The sequence below is a fragment of the Rhizobium sp. WSM1328 genome (assembly GCF_057653715.1).
This window is the reverse complement of the sequence record NZ_JBYGKO010000002.1, coordinates 47,364-65,184: the sequence shown is the minus strand read 5'-3', so window position 1 is coordinate 65,184 and position 17,821 is coordinate 47,364. Positions and strand designations below refer to the sequence as shown.

Below are 17,821 nucleotides of genomic sequence, written 5' to 3'. Positions count from 1 at the left end.
TTCAACCAGCGCTGCGTTGATCAGGCACATCCTGGCAAAGGCAGCCGGCCCCCTGCCCTGCCGTGGATGGCAATGCACCTCTGTCAGGCTCCCCGAGGAAGGGGGCTTGCCGCTCAACCGCTTTTCAATTGCGCCATAGCAAGCAGCGTATCGGCGCTTATCGTCGCCGAGCCGGTCAGGATCGAAAGGGCTGACGACGTGGTGCCCGTGCCGTTGGCCATGTCATACATGGCGGTGAAGCGTTTGATCAGATCGTCGACTTTGTCAGGATCCGACAGATCCTTCATGTCGATGAAATTGTCGACCATCTCGGCTTGCTTGTCGACGTCCATGTTCGAGACGTAACTGGACAGGTTGAAGGTCGTCGTAAAGAACTCGAAGAGCGCGCTGTCGCCTAGAATGTTATAGGCGCTCGATATCTCCGGCGCCTTGCGCTGGAAGTAAAGGGCAAGGCGCACGCCGGTGTTGCTATCGCCTTGGTCGTCTTCGAGCGTCAGCCTGACATAGGCGTCGATCGTCTCCAGCACATCGCCGCGCTGCTGCACAGTCCCGGTCGGATCGGCGGAAATATTGCCGTCCTGATCGAAATTGAACGCGCCGACGAGTTCGGCGAAACGATTGTCGTCCAGCTTGTTGACATAACTGTCTTCGTCGTCGAGGTCGGAAGAAAACATCTTCTCCAACTCGTCCGACGTGACATCATCAGGGTCGAGCCCCTTCGCCTCAAGCGCAAAGCTAACCAGGCGATCGTCGGCCAGAAATTCGCTGGCCGTCGTGATCGTCGCCATCTGCTCGCGAAAATAGGTGATCTCGTCATTCGCTGCATCGGTCGCCTCGGTCAGTTCGGCGCCTTCGAGGTAGCGGATTTTGTTCTGCTTGTAATAGGCGGCATAGTCGTCGACGACGGATTCCGACATGGCCTGCAAGGGAACGGTGACATCACCATTGTCGTCGAAGTTGAAGGCTTTGCGAAAGGCTACGAACCGGTCGTCGTCGAGGCTGTTGACATAACTTTTCGAGTCCGCGGGATCGCTTTCGAGAATTTTCCGAACTTCGCTTCTCGAAACGCTGTCCGGGTCTATGTCATAGGCGCGCAACGCCATTTCCCACAGTTCCGGAAGATCGTCGTTGTCGTCGTCATCATCGTCATCGTTCGATACCAGGAAATCATCGATCGAGGTGACGCTGGCGATGCGTGTCGTATAGTTGTCGGTGGCATCTTCCGTGCTGGCGTTGGCGACCAGCACCTGATAATTTTCGTCGAAGGCTGCCGTGGTCGTGGCGGTCTGGTCTGAAGTCTGGGCGGTGTCGCCATCGGCAAGATCGCCGTCCTCATCGAAATTGAAGGCGTCGTGCAGGTCGGACAAGCCGATCGCGTCGGCGACGTCGGCGCTTTTCAGCGCCGCGGAAATGAAGTTGTCGGTCTCGCTATCGGTAAGCCCGTAGGCAGTTCTCAGATAGGAAACCAGTTTGTCGTCGCTCATCAACTCATCGACGGAGGTGATGTTGCCGATTTGCGCCGCGAAGTAGGTGTCATAGGCCTCCCCGGTTTCCGAGGAAGCGATCGTCGCCGAGGCCACCGCATAAGCGCTCGTGACCAGCGAGATCTGATCTTCCGACATCACGTCGCCGTCGGTCGAGCCGTCCTCGTTGAAGTTGAAGGCCTTCGCCAGGTTGACATAGACCGCGTCGTCGAGCTGGTTGACGAAACTATCGGCGTCTTCGAGATCGCTCGTCAAAACACTCTTCAGGAAGCTGGTCGAAGTATATTCGGTGCTGAGCCCGAAAGCCGTCAGCACATAGTTCTTCAGCTTCGAACTCGACAGGAGATCGTCGACCGAGGTGATCGACGAGATATTCTCTTCGAAATAGTCCGTCGCGTCCGCGATGTCGTCCGCCTCGGTGTCGAAGGACTCCTCATAAGCATCGAGCAGATTGTCCCGCTGCACGTCCGATTGCGCCGTCTTCGTCTCGCCGGCGAATTTGAAGGCGGCGGCAAACTCGGCATAGCGGGTGTCGCTCAAGCTGTTGGCGAAGCTCGATGAATCGCTGAGGTCACTCTCCAGCACCTTCGTCATGAAGGCCTTGGCATATGTCATGTCTTCAAGGCCGTAGGCCTTCATGGCATAAGAATAGAGCTTGTAATCGCTCATGAACTCGTCGACGGTCGTGACCTTGTCGATGTTTTCCTTGTAGTAGGCGCTGTCGCGGGAAACCGTTGCCTGCGAAGCCACACTCGAGAGACTGGCGTTTAGATTTCTGGCGACCGAGAGGTAGCTCACATAGGTGGAAACCAACGTCTGTCCCTTTGCATGAGCGCGCGCGCGAAAGCCTGCCGGCAGTCACGGTTGAAACTTTTCATGTTTGCTGAGATGTTTGCCGCCGCTCATGGCGCATACGGACTGCATTCATGCGGCCGAATCAATTTAATAGAACCACATGGTACTATAATTATTCGAAAATGCAATAGGAGGTCGAAAGCCGAGGGATCGCGACTTTATCGCGTTAAGCGGCCCCGACGCCCGCCGCAAAGATTGCAATGCAACGCCTGAGATGGGCAAGCAGCACCGCCCGATCAGGCCAGGCCTGAGCGCGCCCTTCCGGCGGACCCATGCCGCCGAAAATCATATCCATCAGCATCCGGGCTCCGCTGGCCGGATCATCAAGCGACAACTTGCCTTCCGCCCTACGGTGGCTCAGCCAGTCGGTGAGGTCCTGCCGGCTGGCAAGCATGCCTTCGCGCTGCAGAATATCGACGAGCTCGGGAAACTGCCCCGCTTCGCGAAAGACGAGTTGCAGGAAACCGGCACGTTCCGCGTCCTTGTCCTCATCCATATCGATCATGAAGATGCGTTCGAGGCTCTCGGCGATCGAGATATCTTCAGCAGGCCGCGGCAGGTCGAGCATCAGGCGCCGATGCGCGCCGACCACAGCGGCAAACAGCTCTTCCTTGCTCTGAAACAGCTTGTAAAGCGTCTGTTTTGAAACACCCGCCTCGCTGGCGACGACTGCGGTCGTACTTCCGGCATAGCCGCATTTTACAAAAACGCGGCGGGCAATTTCGACGATATGCGCCCGCTTGTCCCCGTCGCTGGAGACTTTCGGCCGGCCTCGCTTGCGCGGCTCATCTACGGGCTCGTCGGCAACATCCATGATGATCTAGACCGCCTCAACGAAGCGCAAGCCGACGCTCGCAGAAAGGAGACTACGATTTCTGAGGGACGATTTTTTCGGTTGTGGCATTAGTAATTTCGATTTAGAGAACTCATCAGTTCTGTAATGCGTTGCATCCCCACCCTCTATCGATGGAGCGCTTATGACGACCATTTCTGCCGCAACGTCGATCTCTTCCTATTCGTACAGCAAGAGTTCGACGTCAGCATCCCAGGACACCCTATCCTGTAATACGGTTTCGGCAAAAAAATCAACCGCAAGCCAGCAGCGCAGCGAAGACGCGGCCAACAGCGCTGAGAAACTCATGTCGCAGCTGATGTCGTTGACGATGAACGGCCTCGCCGGTCAGTCCGCTTCCAGCGAGCAGCAGGACGGCGGCGCAGACATGGACGTTGCGCAGCTGGACAGCGATGGCGACGGGTACGTGAGCAAGGCCGAGTTCGTCACAGCCCGGCCGTCGGATGTGTCGGAGGATGAAGCCGGCACGCTGTTCGACAGCTTCGACAGCGAAGGTTCCGGCTCGCTGTCGGTCGATGCGCTGACCGAGGCCATGTCCGCTCAGCAGTCGGAACGTGCCGAGGGGCCGCCACCCCCGCCACCTTCCGACGATGACGATCTTACATCCATGCTCTCCGATCTCGATACCGACGGCGACGGGCAGGTGAGCAAAGCCGAGTTCGTTGCAGGTCGGCCGTCCGATGTGAGCGAGGAGCAGGCCGGCACGCTGTTCGACAGCTTCGACAGCGAAAGTTCCGGCTCGCTATCGGTTGATACGCTGACCGAGGCCATGTCCGCTCAGCGGTCGGAACGTCCCGAAGGACCGCCGCCGTCCGCTGACGATGACGATGACCAGTTTGCATCCCTGCTCTCCGATCTCGATACGGACGGAGACGGGCTTGTGACATTGGACGAGTTTATGGCGGGTAAGCCGGACGACGTCACCGAAAGACAGGCGAGCCAGCTCTTTAGTCTGCTCGACGCGTCAGGCACCGGTTCGTTGTCTGCACAGTCCACGAGCTGACGGTCGTTAAGCCGTCGCCATTGCGGGCGCTGGAGGATCCGCACTGAGACGGTTTTAAAGCGAACCGGCAGTCGAGCCGGCAGAGCCTTCAGTCGGGTCGCTTGCGAAATATGGAAACGTTCGAATGGTGCGCCGTCACAGGCGCACGGATAACCAGCGCGCGGATGAGCCGAAGCGCCGATCGCCATCACGGGGTCAGTCCAGACAATCAGATCATCGACCGGTGTCGGCCTTGCCCGGCGCCAGCGATGTCGTGCGCCCGCATTCCCGGCGCCCTGGAAGCCCCTCGTCACATGGCATGTTCCCAAACCATAAAGGAATCGAGCCATGAGCATTTTTGGAAGCATGAAAACCGCCGTCTCCGGCATGAGCGCCCAGGCAAACCGGCTGAGCACGGTCTCCGACAATATCGCCAATGCGAACACCACCGGCTACAAAGCCGTTTCCACTTCCTTTTCGTCACTGGTTCTGCCGTCTTCCTCGGGCAATTATAATTCAGGCGGCGTTCAGACATCCGTGCGCCAGGCGATTTCTCAGCAAGGCGACATTTCCTATACGACCTCGGCCTACGACCTGGCGATCTCGGGAGACGGGTTCTTCATCGTGGAAAGCGCCGACGGCACGCCGGTGCTTACACGGGCCGGCGACTTCTCGGTCGACAGCGACGGCAATCTCGTCAACGGCGCCGGTTTCACGCTGATGGGATATTCCTATGACTCCGGCGTGCCGGCGGTGGTCGTCAACGGATTCGACGGCCTGGTGCCGGTCAATGTATCCCAATCGGGCTTGAGCGCCGTCGCTTCGAGCAGCGCTTACTTCAGCGGCAACCTGAACTCCGAAGCGACCGTCGTCACGGATACGACGACGCTGCCGAGCGCCAACACGGCAAGCGTCACCGACGACACGCAGAAGATGTCGCTGGTTGCCTATGACAGCCTCGGCGGCACCGTCCAGTACGACTATTACCTCACCAAGACCGGCGTCACGACGGACGCGAGCGGCGCGGTCACCGGCAGCACCTGGGAGGTTGCCGTTTACCGCAATGCCGATGCATCCACCGGCAGCACGACGTCCTTTCCCTACTCTTCCGATGCCGTGAGCGTTGCCACGCTCTCCTTCGACGCCGATGGCCAGCTGACCTCGGCAACCGACACCGACATCGTCGATCCGGTGACGGCCAAGACGATCACCATGGATTATTCCGACTTCACCCAGCTTTCCTCCGACTTCTCGGCAACGGGCTCAGCAGACGGCCAGGCCGCAAGTGCCGTGAGTTCGGTGTCTATCGGTACGGACGGCGTGGTGTCGGTCTCCTATGCGAACGGCGCGACAAAGGCTCTCTATCAGATCCCTCTCGCGACGGTTGCCAGCCCCGACAATCTGACGCTGCTCAGCGGCAACGTCTACAGTGCCAACGGATTGTCCGGCGTCACGGTCACCGGCTTCCCGCAGACGAACGGGCTCGGCTCCATCCAGTCCGGCGCTCTCGAAAGCTCGAACGTCGATCTCGCCGGCGAACTGACGGAGATGATCGAGGCGCAGCGCAGCTATACCGCCAATTCCAAGGTGTTTCAGACCGGCTCCGATATCATGGATGTCCTCGTCAATCTGAAACGATAGGGAGGGCGCCGGCATGTCGCTCACCTCCGCCTTGAACAGCGTGCAAAGTATTTTCAACAATACGGGCCAGCAAAGCAGCGTCATCTCGACGAATATCGCCAATGTCGGAAATTCCGACTATGTGAGACGGGAGGCGTCGGTTACGACGTCTCTTTCCGGCGCCCAGGTCGTCAGCATCAGCCGGGCGCAGGAAACTGCGCTGCTTGCCCAGTATCTGCAAACGAATGCCAAGGACAGCGCCCAGCAGACGCTGGTGACCGGTATCGAAAGCCTGAAGTCGCTGGTGGGCGGCAATGACTACGAGACCTCGCCGAGTACCTATCTCACGGCATTCCAGCAGGCGCTCCAGACATTCGGCACGTCGCCGAGCAGCACGACCGCCGCGCAATCGGCCGTGACCGCCGCGCAGGATCTCGCCAATTCACTAAATACTGCAAGCGACGGCGTCCAGTCGATCAGAGCCGAGGCGGATGCGGAGATCGCCACACAGGTCTCCACCTTGAATACGCTGCTGTCGCAGTTCGAGGCGGCCAACAATGCAGTCAAGCTGGCGACAGCGACCGGCACCGATACATCCTCGGCACTCGACGAGCGTGAAAAGCTGCTGAAGCAGATCTCCTCGATCGTCGGCGTCACCTCAACCGTGCGCGACAATAACGATATGGCGCTCTATACCTCTGATGGCACCGTGCTGTTCGAGACCATTCCCCGCACCGTCACGTTCGCTCCGACGGCAACCTACGTTGCCGGAACGGAAGGCAATTCCATCTATATCGACGGTGTTGCGCTCGACGCCGGCGAGGGATCGACGACGAGTGCCTCGGGCAGCCTGCAGGCGCTGCTGCAGCTTCGCGACGAGATCGCCCCGACATTCCAGGCCCAATTCGACGAGATCGCCAAATCGCTCGTCCAGATCTTCTCGGAAACCGACGGCAGCACGAGCGCGCCGGCACTTTTCGTGTGGACGACGGCGTCGGGCGCAACCGGGGCAACACCTGCTGCTTCCGACGATACGACAGGGATCGCCTCCACCATCTCGGTCAATCTAGCCGTCGTCACGAGCGAGGGCGGTGATGCGACAAAGCTGCGCGATGGCTCCATCAGCGGCATCACCGATCTCAACACCGCGGGAGACAGCGGCTTCTCGGACAATCTCGACGCCCTGTATCAGGCGCTGACGGAACAGCGCTCGTTCTCTTCCGACGCCGGTCTCTCCACGTCACAAAGCCTGACGGACTACGCCAGCGCCTCCATCGGCTGGCTCGAACAATATCGAAGCGATGCCACGTCGGCCTCCGAAACAACGGCTGCGGCCTTGTCACGCTCCGACGAGGCCTATTCCAACGAAACCGGCGTCAACCTCGACGAGGAACTGACGCTGCTTCTCGACATCGAACAATCCTACAAAGCGGCGACGAAGATCCTGAACGTCATCGACGAGATGTTCCAGTCGCTCCTCGACATAGCGAGCTAGTCATGAAAGCATCTTTTGTCTCATCATCGGCGATGCAGAATGTTTTGCGGCTCACCATCAGCCAGTCCCAAAACAAGCTGCAGCAGGCCTCGACGGAAGCAACGACGGGAACTTACGCCGATATCGGCGTATCCCTCGGCAACGGCGCTGCAAAGTCGATCAATCTCACCAGCGCTATCGCCCAGGCTGCCTCGTTCAAGACGAGCAATGCCGTCGTCGAGTTGCGGATGGACGCATCGCAAACCGCCCTTTCGAGCCTCAAGGATGCCGGCGACAGCCTGGTCTCAAACCTGACGGCGCTCCAGGCGAGCCAGGATACGACAAGCATCGCCGTTGCCCTGCAGACTGCGGGCGCCACGATTTCGCAGTTGGTCTCGACGGCAAACACGTCGGTCAATGGCGAATTCCTGTTCGGCGGGACGAACCTCGACAGCCAGCCTCTGAGCGATCAATCCTCGGCGGTCTCGGATACGATCGTTTCGGCGCTGAACGATTATGCAACCGGTCTCGGAAAAGACGTCAACGAGTTGACAGGCGAGGAAATTGGCAGCTTCATCACGGACACGGTCGAGCCGATGTTCTCCGAGAGCGCCTGGACGGACACTTCCGACGGCTGGTCGACCGCTTCCAGCACGGACATGACGAGCCGGATCAGCGGATCGGAAACCATCACCTCGTCGACCAACGCCAATTCCGAAGGCATGCGTTATCTCGCGCTGGCATCCGTCGTCGTCTCCGCCCTCTTCGGCCAGGATCTCAGCTCCGACGCACAGAGCACCGTCGCATCCAAGGCGATCGCCTATGCGGCGCAGGCGACCTCCGGGATCGTGACGCAGCAAAGCGAACTCGGCCTCGCGCAAGAGCGGCTCGAAAAGGCAAATGACGCCCTCGACGCTCAATCCACTCTGCTTCAGGGAAACCTCGTCGATCTCCAGGGTGTGGATACCTATGAGGCTTCGACGCTCGTCAACCAGCTGCAGACGCAATTGGAAACGGCCTACACGCTCGTCTCGAAACTCCAGAGCCTGAGCCTGGTCAACTATCTCTGACGGATTGAAAAATGCGGGAATTCAAGCGGATGCAAATACCGGCCTTAGCGAGGGAGCCCAACACGACGTGTTCCGAAATCGTGGCGGAAGCGGCCTTCGCGCTTGCTTCCGGCATTATCGATACGATCCCCTTCGTCGGCAGCAAACTCGACGAGCAACAGACGCGGGCATGGCCACGATCGGGTGTCTTCACAGATGACGGCGTCGAGATGACGGGTACGCCCCCTGAAATATTTGAGCTTTGCGAGCTGCTGGCAGCCCACATCGAGAAAGGCACGTCCTTCGACGTTTTTGAGGTTTTCCACAAGATTGCGCGCATCGACCGGCTGATCGACTGGCGCCATGGCGCAGTGCTGTCACCCGAACCGCATCCGGTAACGCATTGACAGAAGGCGAAAAATATCTTCCGAATAGCGGCGCGATCACGGCCGCGCCACCAGGAAGCATGGCATAAACCGGTCTTGCATATGGCTCGTCCGTTGCGGCAGTCTGGACTTTCCCATAGGGGAGACTGAAGACGATTGTCGAAGGTCTGCCGGCAATGGTCTTTCAGAGACCGAGTGTGTTGTTGATGTCAAAGCCGCGCGCAAAGCTTCCGTTCTCCGAAGAGACCTTGCAGGCCATGCTGATCCGCGTGCTTCGCCCGCTGGTCAAGCTCGCACTCGCCTCCGGCTTCAACTTCATCTCTTTTTCGACCGTTCTTCGCCGCCTCTATATCGAGGTCGCGGAGAAGGAATTTGCGCTGCCGAACAAGAACCAGACAGATAGCCGCATCTCGCTTCTGACCGGCATTCACCGTAAGGACGTCAATCGGCTGCGCGGACAGGTGCTTGCGGCATCCTTCCTGACCGTCGGCGTTTCGCAGACAAGCCGCATTCTCGCCAAATGGCTCGCCGATCCGTTTTATTGCGATGCGGAGGATCGGCCGAGCGCCCTGCCCCGGACCTCCAGCGACGGCGGTCCGTCATTCGAGAGCCTGGTGAGCGACATCACCAAGGACGTCCATCCCCGCTCCATTCTGGACGACTGGCTGGATAAAGGCATCGTCGTTCTCGATCAGAACGGCTGGATCCAGCTCGACCTCTCCTCAATAGTTCCCAATGCAGGTGACGAAGCCCGCCGGCATTATTTTACGCGCAACCTCCGTGACCATGTGCAGGCGTCGGTCATGAACCTGATGAACGAGCCTCCACCCTACTTCGAACGTGCGGTTCACTACGACGGGATGTCCCCCGAGCTGGCGGCCCGGCTCGACGAGATCGCGCGCGCAGAAGGAATGGCGCTGCTCCTGAAACTCAACAAGATCGCCCATCAGGCCATCAAGGACGACCCCGGCGGCAGCAGCCGCTGGATCACCGGGCTCTATGTCATGACCGAGGAGGGCGAAGCCGATCTTCAGCCAGACGCCGCATCGAAGACGGAGACGGGCGAATGACCCCGTCGGCGATCTCGCGAAGGCAATTTCTGCTGGCCGGAATAGCGCTTCAGGTCCTGGGGCCGAAGATTGCCGCCGCGCAGCCGACGGGCACCAGCGATCACGGCATCGGCGGATCCGGACTTTCCATCCAGGGCGGTGGGGAAAACGAAGATCACGGCATCGGCGGAACGGGCATCGTCGGAACTATCCAGGGCTTTGGAAGTATCATCGTCAACAACATCCACATACCGTTCAGGGCGACGACACCGATCGAAATCGACGGCCGCCGCGTTCGCGCCAGCGCGATGAAGGTCGGTCATGTCGCCCGGGTACTGCTGACGGGCAAGCTTGCCGCCCGCATCACCATCGTCAGCGAAGTCCAGGGCCGCATCGACCGGATAAACAAGAGCGGCATGACCGTACTGGGGCAAACGATCGACACGACGGGTGTCGCGACGAAGGGCCTGCGCAAGGGCAAGCGGGTCGCCGTGTTCGGCATCCGCAAACCTGACGGTACGATCATTGCCCGGCGCATCGAGCCTCGCTCCGTTTCCGAAGGCGCCCATGTTCGCGGCATCCCCGTCAAGAGCAGCAATCGCGTCCTGATCGGCGGCCTTTCGCTTGGAAGCACGCATGGATATCTCGCCGGCAAGCAAACGCTCGTGCGTCTCAAAGCCGTCGCCGATCGATTAATCATCACGCGCATTCAGGCTGAACCCCTGGTGCCGGGCTTGAAACAAGGCATCGTCAACGTCGAGACCTTCCAGCCGACGGATAAGGACAGGCCGGGCGCGGGACCCAGAGGCTCCGTGCCTTTCGGCTCGACGCCGCCATCTCCTGATGGTCATGGCTTCGTCGATGTCGGCGTGCGGGACTCAAGCAGAATGACCGGCTTTCCCGACGGGCGCATTCCCAACGACTTCGGTTCGCGACCGCCAGGTGGCCCTTCGGATCGACCGCCGCCCGATCGTTCGCCCTTCGGCAGAGGCGGGCCGGACCGAGATTTTTCCGCTCCGGATAGGGGGCCGCCAACACAGGACGGCCCGCCGCCTGGGCCACCGCCCCCGGGCCCAGGTCCGGGGCCGGGTCCGCACTGAAAACGCTGTCGCTCCGTGTTGACAAATGGGAAATTATCCCATTTATTGTTCATGCGAATTCTGCTTCGGGTGATTCCAGGTAGGGTTTGCCGATTGGCTAACGTGTCCGCCCCACACCCGCTAGCCAATCGTTTGATTTTCAATCATGCCGAGACCGTCAAACCCATGCTCCTGAGTCATCGCAGGAATGGCCCATCCCGTAGGCTGGATGGCGCCATCCGAACCAAACCGTCATCGCCCAAGAGGAATCAGGAATTGTTTTTGCTGGAACGCGAACCGGACATGTCGATGGAGATGGACGAACCGACCATTGTTGCAACCTGGGAAAACCGCGCTCAAATCATCGAAATTATGAGCAGCGCACGCACCATGAGCCAGGAATTTCAAGATCTTTGGAACGTCAGCGGCGAAACGGGCCGGCTCAGCCAGGAAAACACGGACAGATTGGTCGAGCTCCTGCGCGAGATCGGCAGCCTGAACGAAAAGCTCATGCGTCTGGCCTGAAAGGCCTCTCAGCTACGAACGCCAAGCATGTTTCGGGAATTCAAAATTGCCATGGTGAGATCAACTCAAGACCTGTGGTCGCAAAGTCCTGCAGGTTTCACGTCGCAAGCCGACCGCCTCTAACCCGCGCAATCGCGGCTATCGTGCCATCTGGAGCCGACATTCCACGCCCTCGACGAGCAGCAAGAGGTTCAGCCAAGTTGGTGTCCCTTCACCTGTGTGTGCAGCATTAACCTGTCAGCCATCAAGGATGACAAATGATGGCTTGATACCACAAGTATTCATGGCTCTTATTCCGCCTAGATCTCCAAAATAATTAACCATATTTCAGTGTTCTCACGACATAATACTGCACCAGGGATCAGGCGTCTCGAACCGGAGAAGCCATATTATTCGGGAGACAGTCCTTGGCATTCACTATTGCCCGCAGTTTGGTTGCGTTTGGTGTCGCCGTTTCAGCAGGCCTTTTCATGTCGATTGGATTGCAGCAGTCGGCGCTCGAAAGGCTGAAAGTCAACGGGCCGGTGTACGAACAGGTCGTCTACGGCAAGGATTTGATCGCCGATATTCTGCCGCCGCCACTGTTTGTGGTGGAATCCTACATGCTGTCCTTCGAGGCGAGCAAATTTCCAGAGCTCACAGAAACCAATCTTGCCAAGATCGCAAATCTCAAAGCCGCTTACGACGACCGCCGTGCCTATTGGAAAACCACCCGGCTGCCGCAGGCTTTGAAGGACGAGCTTGAAAACGATGTCATCGCCAAGGGCGATGCATTCTGGGGAGTGATGAACCGTGAGATCATCCCGGCCCTGAATGCCAAGGACGAAGACAAGGCGCATGGTGCGATCGAGCAGCTGCGCGTCGCCTTTCATTCGCACCAGGACGCGGTCGAGAAACTCGTTGCCAATTCCGACGCCTTCCTGAAGGGCGAGGAGCGCAATGCCGCCTCGGAGATCGTCACCTGGACGATCTATGCGGGTGCTGCAGGCTTCGGATCGTTCGGGCTTTTGCTGGTGGGGCTTTATCTCCTGCGTCGACGGGCGATCGTGCCGCTCGATGGCATGAAGGCCTATATGGGCAACCTTGCCGAAGGCGACTTTTCAACCGATGTTCCCTATGCCAACCGGTCCGACGAGATCGGAGCCATGTCCAAGGCCGTGGCGGTATTCCGCCGCAACGCGCTCGAACGGCAGGAGGCGCAGAAGCGCGAGACCGCACTTCGCGACGCGGAATTTGAGCGCGAACGCAGCCAACTGGCCGAAAGAGCCGCCGAGGAGCAGATCCGCGAAACGGTGATCGATCGGTTGACATACGGCCTGGAACAGCTATCGACCGGCAATCTCGATTGCCGGATCACGACGCCGTTCGCCGCCGCCTACGAGACTTTACGCGCCAAGTTCAACGACAGTATGGACGCGCTTTGCGCTTCGATGGCGGAGATCGCCCAGACCTCCAAGCAAGTGGGCAGTTCCTCGGCCGGCATCACCGATGCGGCCGACAGTCTTGCGTCGCGCACGGAACAGCAAGCCGCAATGCTCGAGGAGGCCACGGCCGCGCTCGATGAGATGAATACCAAGGCGAAAGACGCCTCCGCTCATGCCGGCAAGGCAACCGGTATGATGGCCGAGACCCGCACCAGTGCCGAACATTCGGCAGCCGTCGTTCGCGAAGCAATCGCCGCCATGGAAAGGATCGAAGGCTCGTCCTCCCAGATCGGCGATATCGTCAATGTCATCGATGAAATCGCCTTCCAGACCAATCTTCTGGCACTCAATGCCGGGGTTGAAGCCGCCCGTGCGGGCGAGGCGGGCAAGGGTTTCGCCGTGGTGGCGCAGGAAGTGCGCGAACTCGCTTTGCGCTCGGCCAACGCCGCCAAGGAGATCAGAGCACTGATTTCCACCTCTTCGTCTCAGGTCTCCAGCGGGGTGCAGCTTGTCAACCGCACCGGCAAAGCGCTGCTGGAAATCGAAGGACAGGTCGAGCAGGTTGCCGGGCTGATCGCCCGCATCGTTTCGGTGTCCGCCGAGCAGGCGGTGGCGATCGGTGAGATTAACGCCTCCGTCAACGCCCTCGATCAGGTAACGCAACGCAACGCAGCCATGGCCGTCGAAACCGCCTCGGCCTGCCGGGCGCTTGGCAGCCAAACGCAGACGTTGGAAGGGGTGGTAAACCGCTTTCAGATCGACGCGGCCGCCGGCGGGTCAAGACCGCAGAAAGCGGCTTGACGTGTGATCGTCGATCTACCTTAGTCGTCGACGATCGCCACGACGGCAACACAGTCACCAGCCTTGACCAGCCCCGGGAAATGCCGGGCACAGAGAATACCGTTCATGCCGGCGCGGATCTCGCGCGGCGCCACCCCGGTCCGCCCGGTCGGATAGATGCGCGCGATCACCGCATCGTCAGTGACGGCTTCACCGAGATCGATGACAGGTTCGATCAGACCTCCCTCTTCCGCGAAGGAGAAGCAGCGGCCGTCCGGCATGTTGAGCCAAGTCGTCGGACCGGGATCGACGGCGCCGGCGACAATCCCTGCGTGGCGTAGCACGTTCATGGTGCCGCGCTTGGCAATCGCCGCACTTTTGGCCGTGGCGGTGCCGCCGCCGCCGAGTTCCGTGGTGATGAAGATCTTGCCCATCTCCTCGGCCGCGGTGTCGTACATGCCGACCGCATCGATCTCCAGCATCTTCATCGAATAGGGTGCCGCAAACGCTCTCACGAATTCGAAAGCTTTTTCCTGCTGCTGCTTGTTCGGCAGGATGTGGGCTGCGCAGAACGGCAGAAAATCGAGCGTCTTGCCGCCGGAATGGAAGTCGAGGACGAGATCCGCCATCGGCAGAAGCACACGGCTGAAATAGTCGGCGATCTTCTCGGTCACCGTGCCGTCCGGCCGGCCCGGGAAGCTGCGGTTCATGTTGCCCCTGTCGATCGGCGAAATTCTGGTTCCCGCTTGGAATGCCGGATAATTCATGGCCGGCACGATGATAACTGTGCCCCTCACCTCTTCGGCCTTCAGCGTGCGGGCAAGATCGAAGAGCGCGATCGGTCCTTCATACTCGTCGCCGTGGTTGCCGCCGGTCAGAAGGGCCGTAGGCCCCGTGCCGTTCCGGACGACCGTTATCGGCACCATCACCGATCCCCAGGCGGAATTGTCGCGGCTGTAAGGCAGACGCAGGAAGCCGTGCTGGATGCCCTCGGCGGCGAAATTGACCGTCGCGCTGATCGGCGACGGCCGCAAGCCAATCTCTGTCATGACAGCCTCAATCCTTGACCATCAGCCTGCGCGGCACTTTGGCGAAGCACTCGACGCCGCTGTCGGTGATGAGGATGCTCTCGGTCGTTTCGAAACCCATGTCGTCGAGCCAGAGACCGGTCATGAAATGGAAGGTCATGCCGGGCTTCAGCTCCGTCCGATCGCCCGGTCGCAGGCTCATAGTGCGCTCGCCCCAGTCCGGCGGATAGGAAAGGCCGATCGGATAACCGGTGCGGTTATCCTTGACGATCCCGTATTTCTTCAGCACCGCGAAGAAGGCGTTGGCGATATCCTCGCAGGTATTGCCGGGTCTGGCGACTGCAAGACCGGCTTCCATACCCTCCAGCGTCGCCTTTTCGGCATCAAGAAAGGCCTGCGTCGGCTTGCCGAGGAAGACGGTGCGCGACAGCGGCAGGTGATAGCGGTTGTAGCAGCCGGCGATCTCGAAGAAGGTGCCCTCGCCCTTCTTCAGCGGCCGGTCGTCCCAGGTCAGGTGCGGTGCCGATGCCTCGACGCCGGACGGCAGCAGCGGCACGATCGCCGGATAATCACCGCCGATGCCGTCGACGCCGCGGGTGCCGGCATCATAGATTTCCGCGACCAGATCGCACTTGCGCATGCCGACTTCGATCTTGTCGAAGATGCGGGCGTGCATCGCCTCGACGATTCGGGCGGCATTGCGCATATAGCCGATCTCGGTGTCGCTCTTGACGGCTCGCTGCCAGTTGACGAGGGCGGTCGCGTCGACAAAGCGCGCGTTCGGCAAATGTTTTTGCAGCGCCGCAAAGGCCGCCGCCGAAAACCAGTAATTGTCCATCTCGACACCGATCGTCAGCTTGCCGAAGCCGCGCTCGGTCAGGATGCCCGAGAGGTAGTCCATCGGGTGGCGCTCGGTCGACTGCACGTAGTGATCGGGATAACCGACGATGTTGTCGTGCTTCAGATAGGCGGTGAATTTGGCGCCGTTGGCATCCTGGCCGCGGCCGAACCAGATCGGCTCGCCCTGCGGCGGCACGATCACCGCCTGGTGCACGTAGAAGGACCAGCCGTCATAGCCGGTCAGCCAGGCCATGTTCGACGGATCGCTGACGATCAGCAGGTCGACACCCTTCGCCTCCATGGCACGCCGTGTCTTTTCCAGCCGCGCGGCATATTCGCCGAGCGAGAATTTGAGTTTGGGCTTTGTCATGTTTCTTCCCTTCTCTTCCGGCGCCGCGCCGGTCAGCTTTCGAATGTGGTCCCGGCATTGGCCGCGCCGGCGCGGGTAAAGGCGAGCGTGGCGATGGCGGTGTCCTGGATGCCGGTTCCGGTCAGGTCCGCAATGGTGATCTGGTCTTTGCGCGTCCGTCCCCGCGTCCGGCCGGCAACGATCTGGCCGAGCTCGGCAAAGATCGCGTCATCTGCGACCAGGCCGCCATCGATTGCGTGATGCAACTCGCCGAGACGGCGCGTCTGCTTCAGGCTGTCGGCGACGTAGAGGTCAGCAACCGCAATGGCGGCCGGATCGATCTCGTTCTTGTGTTCGGCATCCGAGCCCATGGCCGTCAGATGCTGTCCGGGTTCCAGCCAGCCGGCGTCGATGATCGGGGTTTCGGAAGGCGTGGTGGTAACGATGAGATCGGCGCCGGTCACTGCGCCTCTGGCGTCCGGTGTGGCGGTGACGGAAAAGCCGAGCTTTGCGGCCAGTTCCGCTGCCACGCTTTGCGCCTTGGCAGAATCGCGCGCCCATATCCTCGCTTCGCGGATCGGCCGGACCAGCGTCAGTGCCTCGAGCTGCAGCCGCGCCTGCATGCCGGCGCCGAAGATCGCGGCCACGGACGCATTTTCCCGCGACAGATGTTTTGCCGCGACGGCGCCGGCCGCTGCGGTGCGCACGTCGGTGAGATAGCCGTTGTCCAAGAGCAGCGCCTGCACCAGTCCGGTTCGGCTCGACAGCAGCACCATCATGCCGTTGGTGCTCGGCAGGCCGATCTTGGGGTTGTCGAAGAAGCCGGGGCTGATCTTGATTGCGAAGCCCTCGATGCCGGGCACATAGGCGGTCTTTACGTCGACTTCGCCCCGATATTCCGGAATGTCGAGCCGCAGGATCGGCGGCATGGCGACAGCCTTGGTCGCAAGCGCTGCGAAAGCGGCCTCGACGCAATCAACCGCATCGCGATCAAGCGCGATGACTTTCCGCAGTTCCGCTTCCGTCAGAATGATCATCCGGCTCATGGTCCCTCCTCCCCACAGAGTGCCGCCTTGCCATTGATCACCCGCCGGTGCTGTTCCATGTCGACATTCTGCCCGGACAGGATCGCGACGATGGGACCGTTCCCCACAATTTTCCCGGCAAGAAGCGCTGCAATGCCGACCGCGCCCGCGCCTTCGACGATCTGCCGTTCGCAGGCATAGGCATGGCGCATGCCGGCGGCGATTTCCGCTTCCGTCAGCAGGATGACCTCGTCGAGAAGGTCTCGGCACATGGCAAAGGTCACGCGATTGTCGAGGCCGATGCCGCCGCCGAGCGAGTCGGCAAGGCTCGACAATTCCTCGACCTGCACCGGCCGTCTAGCATCGAGACTTGCCTTCATCGCGGCACCCTTCTCCATCGTCAGGCCGATCACTTTGGTCTTCGAGCTGATGCCTTTGACCGCGGCGGCAACGCCGGCCGCCAGGCCGCCGCCCGAGAGCGGCACCAGCACGATTGCCGCCTCCGGCAAGGTGTCGATGATTTCAAGCCCCAGTGTCCCCTGCCCGGCCACGACATCAGGATCATCGAAGGGCGGGACCATCACCAGCCCCTCCTCGCGCACCAGCCGGTCGACCTCCTGCTGCGCTTCGTCTTGCGACCTTCCGATGATACGGACATCGGCACCGAGGCGGCGGATTTCCCAAACCTTGTTCTCCGGCACCAGCCGCGACATGCAGATGGTCGCGACGGCACCTTCCGCCTTTGCCGCATAGACAAGTGCACGGCCGTGATTTCCGGTCGAGGCCGCGACGAAGCCGCGCGAGCGCTCCGCCGGCGACAAAGAAAGCACCGCGTTGGTCGCTCCGCGCAGCTTGAAACTGCCGGTCGTCTGATGATGTTCGAGCTTGAGATGGACAGGCGCGCCGGCCAATTCGCCAAGTGAAGCGGACTGCACCATCGATGTACAGAGCACGCGGCCGGCAATCCGGCGGGCCGCGGCGCGGATATCCTCCAGCGAAACGGGCAAGGTGCTCACCAT

The 17,821-nt window shown here is 60.4% G+C and carries 15 protein-coding genes and 1 pseudogene; 9 read left to right on the top strand and 7 right to left on the bottom strand.

Annotation, left to right across the window (positions count from 1 at the left end):
• Positions 1–113: 113 nt before the first annotated feature.
• Together AC2444_RS23825 and AC2444_RS23820 are read right to left on the bottom strand one after the other, a co-directional pair.
• Complete coding sequence (locus tag AC2444_RS23825; RefSeq protein WP_012755569.1) at positions 114–2,297, bottom strand: DUF1217 domain-containing protein; 2,184 nt, start codon at positions 2,295–2,297, stop codon at positions 114–116.
• A gap of 208 nt (positions 2,298–2,505) precedes the next feature.
• Positions 2,506–3,153 carry a TetR/AcrR family transcriptional regulator gene (locus tag AC2444_RS23820; RefSeq protein WP_128450336.1) on the bottom strand — a complete coding sequence of 216 codons (648 nt, stop codon included), beginning with the start codon at positions 3,151–3,153 and terminating at the stop codon, positions 2,506–2,508.
• 163 nt (positions 3,154–3,316) lie between these two features.
• On the opposite strand from AC2444_RS23820, the gene AC2444_RS23815 reads away from it, so the two are divergent.
• The 8 genes from AC2444_RS23815 to AC2444_RS23780 all read left to right on the top strand — a co-directional run bounded on the left by AC2444_RS23815 (position 3,317) and on the right by AC2444_RS23780 (position 11,356).
• Positions 3,317–4,195, top strand: coding sequence for an EF-hand domain-containing protein (locus tag AC2444_RS23815; RefSeq protein ID WP_128450335.1), 879 nt, complete (start codon positions 3,317–3,319; stop codon positions 4,193–4,195).
• 327 nt (positions 4,196–4,522) lie between these two features.
• Positions 4,523–5,815, top strand: coding sequence for a flagellar hook protein FlgE (locus tag AC2444_RS23810; protein ID WP_128450334.1), 1,293 nt, complete (start codon positions 4,523–4,525; stop codon positions 5,813–5,815).
• Positions 5,816–5,828: 13 nt separating this feature from the next.
• Positions 5,829–7,289, top strand: coding sequence for a flagellar hook-associated protein FlgK (gene flgK / locus AC2444_RS23805; protein WP_128450333.1), 1,461 nt, complete (start codon positions 5,829–5,831; stop codon positions 7,287–7,289).
• Between the two features lie 2 nt (positions 7,290–7,291).
• Entirely contained in the window at positions 7,292–8,338 is a 1,047-nt protein-coding gene (locus AC2444_RS23800; RefSeq protein ID WP_027688191.1) for a flagellar hook-associated family protein, read from the top strand.
• Between the two features lie 11 nt (positions 8,339–8,349).
• Positions 8,350–8,724: a hypothetical protein gene (locus AC2444_RS23795; RefSeq protein WP_012755563.1), complete on the top strand. Its 375-nt coding sequence runs from the start codon at positions 8,350–8,352 to the stop codon at positions 8,722–8,724.
• Between the two features lie 155 nt (positions 8,725–8,879).
• Positions 8,880–9,773 carry a DUF6502 family protein gene (locus AC2444_RS23790; RefSeq protein ID WP_128450332.1) on the top strand — a complete coding sequence of 298 codons (894 nt, stop codon included), beginning with the start codon at positions 8,880–8,882 and terminating at the stop codon, positions 9,771–9,773.
• Entirely contained in the window at positions 9,770–10,852 is a 1,083-nt protein-coding gene (locus AC2444_RS23785) for a DUF5666 domain-containing protein (RefSeq protein WP_128450331.1), read from the top strand. The genes AC2444_RS23790 and AC2444_RS23785 overlap by 4 nt, the downstream gene beginning before the upstream one ends.
• A 255-nt stretch (positions 10,853–11,107) precedes the next feature.
• A complete protein-coding gene (locus AC2444_RS23780) occupies positions 11,108–11,356 on the top strand; it encodes a hypothetical protein (protein ID WP_128450330.1) in 249 nt (82 codons plus the stop codon).
• Positions 11,357–11,453: 97 nt separating this feature from the next.
• On the opposite strand, the pseudogene AC2444_RS23775 reads toward AC2444_RS23780, so the two are convergent.
• Positions 11,454–11,540 (bottom strand): annotated as a pseudogene (locus tag AC2444_RS23775) (type II toxin-antitoxin system VapC family toxin); the annotation flags it as partial.
• 223 nt (positions 11,541–11,763) lie between these two features.
• On the opposite strand from AC2444_RS23775, the gene AC2444_RS23770 reads away from it, so the two are divergent.
• On the top strand, positions 11,764–13,581 hold the full coding sequence (locus AC2444_RS23770; protein WP_128450329.1) for a methyl-accepting chemotaxis protein: 1,818 nt from the start codon (positions 11,764–11,766) through the stop codon (positions 13,579–13,581).
• Between the two features lie 20 nt (positions 13,582–13,601).
• On the opposite strand, the gene doeB is transcribed toward AC2444_RS23770, so the two are convergent.
• Genes doeB through eutB form a run of 4 tightly spaced genes read right to left on the bottom strand, consistent with a single transcriptional unit; the run spans position 13,602 to position 17,821 of the window.
• Complete coding sequence (gene doeB / locus AC2444_RS23765; protein WP_487762915.1) at positions 13,602–14,609, bottom strand: N(2)-acetyl-L-2,4-diaminobutanoate deacetylase DoeB; 1,008 nt, start codon at positions 14,607–14,609, stop codon at positions 13,602–13,604.
• Between the two features lie 7 nt (positions 14,610–14,616).
• Positions 14,617–15,798, bottom strand: coding sequence for an ectoine hydrolase DoeA (gene doeA, locus AC2444_RS23760; RefSeq protein ID WP_012755557.1), 1,182 nt, complete (start codon positions 15,796–15,798; stop codon positions 14,617–14,619).
• A 32-nt stretch (positions 15,799–15,830) separates the two neighbouring features.
• Positions 15,831–16,823, bottom strand: a complete 993-nt coding sequence (eutC, locus tag AC2444_RS23755) for an ectoine utilization protein EutC (RefSeq protein ID WP_128450327.1) — start codon at positions 16,821–16,823, stop codon at positions 15,831–15,833.
• On the bottom strand, positions 16,820–17,821 hold the full coding sequence (gene eutB, locus AC2444_RS23750) for a hydroxyectoine utilization dehydratase EutB (protein WP_128450326.1): 1,002 nt from the start codon (positions 17,819–17,821) through the stop codon (positions 16,820–16,822). Before eutB ends, eutC begins: the two co-directional genes overlap by 4 nt.